The organism is Aquiflexum sp. (genome assembly GCF_041749095.1).
Lineage (GTDB): Bacteria > Bacteroidota > Bacteroidia > Cytophagales > Cyclobacteriaceae > Aquiflexum.
On sequence record NZ_JBGTCA010000161.1, the window covers coordinates 1 to 5,345 of the forward strand.

The 5,345-nt window shown below is 36.7% G+C and carries 2 protein-coding genes and 1 pseudogene; 2 read left to right on the top strand and 1 reads right to left on the bottom strand.

The window, feature by feature from the left end; genetic code table 11:
* A pseudogene (locus tag ACEW8O_RS07865) lies at nucleotides 1-156 on the top strand (glycosyltransferase family 2 protein); the annotation flags it as partial.
* Nucleotides 157-184: 28 nt separating this feature from the next.
* Here the strand turns inward: ACEW8O_RS07865 and ACEW8O_RS07870 are convergent.
* Nucleotides 185-1,516: a glycoside hydrolase family 2 TIM barrel-domain containing protein gene (locus ACEW8O_RS07870; protein WP_373494071.1), complete on the bottom strand. Its 1,332-nt coding sequence runs from the start codon at nucleotides 1,514-1,516 to the stop codon at nucleotides 185-187.
* A gap of 395 nt (nucleotides 1,517-1,911) precedes the next feature.
* Here ACEW8O_RS07870 and ACEW8O_RS07875 point away from each other — a divergent pair.
* Nucleotides 1,912-5,345 (top strand): glycosyltransferase (locus ACEW8O_RS07875; protein WP_373494072.1); only part of this gene is annotated, 3,434 nt, incomplete at its 3' end.

Here is a 5,345-nt window from a genome sequence, read left to right on the forward strand (position 1 = left end):
GAGATGCAGATCAAAGCTGCTAAATCTGGTTTGAAATCCACAGAAGTCCCTGTGGATTACCGTAAGCGGATAGGAGTGAGTAAAGTCAGCGGGACGGTAAAAGGAGTTTTTGGTGCGGGATGGAAGATATTGTGGACGATATGGAGGTATAGGTAAGAATAATTGAGTTGATTGTTCCAATACATCACTTTTGAATAACATAAAATGGAATATTATAAGATGCTACATTTCCATTGCCGTCGAATGCAAAAACAAAAATCCGGTAGGGTCCTTCGTCTTTAGGAGCAATAAATTGAATTGTATTTTCATCAACTTTCTGAATCAAATGCTCCATATTGTAATTTTTAATTTCGAAATCATTGCTATAGATTTCAACAAAGTAATTTTCTTCGGGTCTAATTTCCCACTTGTATCTAAGGGAGTCTCCTTCGGAGTCATCAGTGTCTGCAATTGCATTATATATCTGATTGCTTTCCAAATAGACGTTGTCATTAACCAATCCTTGATTTGTTTCGATTGATAAATCATTAACATTTGGAGCTAAGTTTTCCGCTCTTTCACCCGACCATGCATATTTCAGAAAATTAACTGAAGCTGTTTCCGATCCATCTTTAGAAAATAAACTGAACCAGGTATGGGTAGCTTCATGCTTAAATCCCCAATAGAAAGCATAACTGCCTAAGAATAATGTGGTATCTTTATTTATATTATTCCAATATTTTTCCATCATTTCTCTTTTTTCAGAATTTTTTAATTCTTTTGGGGCTCCCCATTCGGTATCAGTAACTTCCCAATGACCATTAGGCCCCCATTCAGATAATATGTAAGCCTTACCCCATCCTTTTTTTTCATAAACTCTGTCATACATATTACCAAGAGTTTTAAATGCATTGAAACCTAAAATATCAATATTTGGCATGATGTACCGATATGATCCTATTTTATTTTTTTTTGAGAAAACATCTACTGCTGTCATAGTAGGATGATTTGGATCAACTTCCTTGATCATTTTGGCCACTTTATCTATTGTATGAAAAATCAAAAATCTTTTTCCTCCACCAAAGAATTGTAATTCGTTTCCTACACCCCACATCAGTAATGCAGGATGGTCCTTGTATTTTTCAATAATGGGCCGAAGTTCTTCTATCTTTTTATTCACTTCCCAAAATTTCCAGTAATTGAAATTGTATCCCCAAGCTTGTCTCCCTATTTCAAGGCCTAATGTAACTGTTAATCCCAATTCATGGGCTTCATCCAATAGCCTATCAGCATCATGTAGGCTCCACGTCCTGATCGAATTTCCCCCATATAATGCTACTTTATCTAAATGTTCGGTGCCAGCGGCCCCTTTTATAGAATATGGTTCTCCATGTCTATACAGCATGGCCTTTCCATCTTGATACCTTACCTCAACTGTAGGATTATGATTTTCTTGTTCTTGGTTGCTACACGAAAAAAGTAGGCCTATATAGATTAAAAATAAGGTAGTTTTTAATCCCTTTGAAATATCGATCATATTATGTTACTTTTGAATAAATATCACCCCAAATTTAAATGAAAATTTATCATTTCTAATTAATTATTTTTTTTATATTAAAAAATTTGCATTTTATATATAAAATAAAGTAATTTGAATTGCTTATCACCCTCGCTATTATTATTATTATGAACCGAAAGCTGTTTCTCGGCAAATTAATTCTTATTATTGGAATCCTGTCATTGATTATTTTTTTATATGGTTTTTTTACTGAAGTTGGAATTGGACATAAAGTCTTATATTACCTTCTTACGATTTCTTTATTTTTCAAATTGTTAAAGGTAGGCTTTGAATGGTACCATTATGCCGGATTGCCAGAACTCCGAGACAAATCACCAAAGCCGAAACTACCTTTAAAACATTACACTGTGGATATGCTCACCACCTTTTGTCCCGGTGAGCCTTATAAAATGCTTGAGAATACCTTGAGGGCCTTGGTGGCAGTAAAATATCCTCATACCACCTATCTCTGTGATGAAGGCGATGATGCTTTTGCGAAAAAACTATGTGCCGAACTTGGTGTAGTACATGTCACCCGTGAAACTCATGAAAATGCCAAAGCAGGAAATATCAACAATGCTTTAAAACAAGCGAAAGGAGAAATCTGTGTAATTCTCGATCCGGATCATGCGCCTTATCCGGAATTTTTAGACCATGTGTTGCATCATTTTGATGATCCTGAAATAGGCTATGTGCAGGTAGTGCAATCCTATGGCAACCAAAAAGAATCTTTTATCGCCCAAGGAGCAGCTGAACAGACCTACACATTTTATGGGCCCTACATGCAGGCCATGGGCGAATATGGAACATCACAAGCAATTGGTGCCAATTGTACTTTTAGAAGGGCTGCACTTGATTCTATAGGGGGACATGCAGCAGGACTGACAGAAGATATGCACACTTCCATGTTACTTCATGCAAAAGGTTGGAAATCCGTTTATGAACCTGTAATTCTATCACGCGGACAGGTCCCCAGCAGCATTTCTGCCTATTACAAACAACAGATAAAGTGGAGTAGGGGAACATTTGACTTATGGTTGAACCTTTTCCCCAAGCTGTTTTTTAAATTTACTTGGAGGCAAAAGTTGCATTATGGACTGTTGCCTGTTTATTATTTGTTTGGCCTAATTGGCCTAATTGATTTTGTAGTGCCTGTTTATTCCTTGTTCACAGGGGAATATCCATGGCTGATGGATCCCAAGGTGTTCTTTGTTTTTTTTACACCTTTTTTCCTTTTGAATTTGATCTACAGATTTTATGCCCAAGGATGGCTCAATCATCAGGAGGAAAAAGGAGCCCATTTAATGGGTGGTATTTTAAGGGTAGGTACTTGGTGGATATTTATCATTGGCTTTGTCTACACCTTGTTTAATATTAAAGTCCCTTACATTCCAACCCCAAAGGAACATACTACCAAGAGAGAGTTTTTGTTGGGGTTACCCAATCTACTAGTAGCTTTGATTTCTGTTATTGCAGTCGTTTATGGATTGTCCACAGATTGGCAACCCTATAGCATGTTGATGGCACTTTTTGCTTTGATCAATGCAGTGGTTTTATTTGTTGCCTTTGCCATTGGACAGTCTACTTGGGTATACAAATCGAAAAGTTCAGTGAATACGTTTAGAGGCACCTTCGCTATTCAAAAAAAGAACCTATCTTATCTTAAATTAAGCAGGATAGCATTTCATGTTGCCTTGGTGTTCATGTTGTTTACTACCTCAATTTTTATCATAAGCTCATTTAAAATTGGGAATTCAGAATATCTGGATCCAAAATTAAAACCCCCAATTGAAAAAGAGTTGGGTGGATTTTACACTGGAATTTACAATCCTCATTTTGATTTCGAATCAGATATTGCCTTGATCCGAGATTTGGAAACCAAGGCAGGCCATCAATGGTCTATCATTTCTTCATACCTCGCTTGGGGAGACGGACCATTGCCTATAGAAAAATGGCAAAAAATTATCAGTCATGGTGCTATCCCCATGGTTACTTGGGAACCATGGTCCAATCTATTTGAAGCTTATTCAGAAGTAGAGGACCTTAAAAACAACCGTAAGATATTTCAATACATTAATGATGGTTATTTTGATGCCTATATCGATCAGATGGCAGAGGCATTGAGAGACCTCAATTCTCCGGTTTTTTTAAGATTTGCGCATGAAATGGAAAATCCCATGTATTCCTGGTCCAAATCGGGGGCCAATACACCTGAGGAATTTGTGGAAGCATGGAAGTATGTACATCTCCGATTTGAAAAGGTTGGTGCACACAATGTTTCATGGGTATGGAGCCCCTGGTCCACAGCCGGATTTGAGTCTTATTTTCCTTACGGAAATGATAGTTCTTACAATCAATATGTGGACTGGATCAGTTTAACGGCCTTAAATTATGGTTTGGCCAGTGATGAGCAAACCTCAAGGAGTTTTAACAAAATATATTTACCGTTTAAAAAACAAATTGAGCAAAAAGGTTTAAACCTACCGGTAATGTTAGCCGAGTTTGGTTCTACCTCCTACAGTGGAGATGGTAATATATGGGTAAAAGAATCCCTTCAAAAAATCAAAGCCAATCATCCGGAAATCAAGGCCGCAGTGCTTTTTTACAGTGATTTAGATAAGAACTGGATTACTGAATGGCGGCCTGCTGAAAATGAAAATTTTATTAATTGGACGTTTGATCTTCGTAATATGGGAGATGCCTTTGCTGGGTTTGATTTATTTGAGGAGAGAAATTATTTGGTTAAACCTGATATCATCCCAAATAATGGCATCGTTCCCAAAATGTTAAAAGAAGAAAATGGTTATCATGAGCTTTGGGTGGAAGGTCAGCCATTTTATATTAAAGGTGTTTGTTACAATACAGGACATGATTGGGAAGAAGGGTTTAATCCATTATCTAGGAAACAATTGGATACTGACTTTCAATTGATCAAAAATATGGGTGCAAATACCATCAGAAGGTATGAACCTAGCATCTATGACAGGAATATCCTGAAGGCGGCAAAAGACCATGATTTAAAAGTAATGTTTGGTTTTTGGTTTGACCCAAAAATTGATTATATGAAGGATAAGAAGGAATTAATGGCTTATGAAAGGAAAGTATTGGCTCAAGTTAGGAAATACAAAAATGATGAAAGTATCATTGCCTGGAATATTGGTAATGAAACATGGGGACTTTTGAAAAAGCATTATGCTGAACCATATCTGACCATGATAAGGAGAAGCTATTTAGAATTTTTGGATGATTTAGCGATTAAGATAAAAAAGATTGATCCCGAAAGACCGGTTTTCTCTTCAGAAGAACATGACAATGAAAGATTAATCGGCGCTATAATTCAATATAGAGCGTTTGCTCCTCATGTCGATGTGATTGGGGTCAATTCATATTATGAAAAAAATATCAATCAACTTGATTCAATTATGAGTTATGCATATCCTGGCAAGCCTTATGTGGTGACTGAGTTTGGTCCAAAAGGATATTGGAATAAGGAATTGGGAGATTATAGGAACGATAGTATATTGATTGAACTTTCTTCACTTATCAAAGCTGAATGGTATAAAAAGCAGTGGACAGAATATATTTTCCAAAACAAAGGAAGAAATTTAGGGGGTATGGCTTTTAGTTGGATGGACAGGTATGAGGGTACCGCTACTTGGTTTGGAATAACCGATTACAGGGGTAGGTTAAAACCTGCTTATTACTACCTGCAAAATGCATGGTTAAGTGATGAATCTTTGCCAAAGTCCTTTCCCGATATTTCTATTGTAGGGCATTGGGATTATCAATATTCTGGAGAAAGTATTTG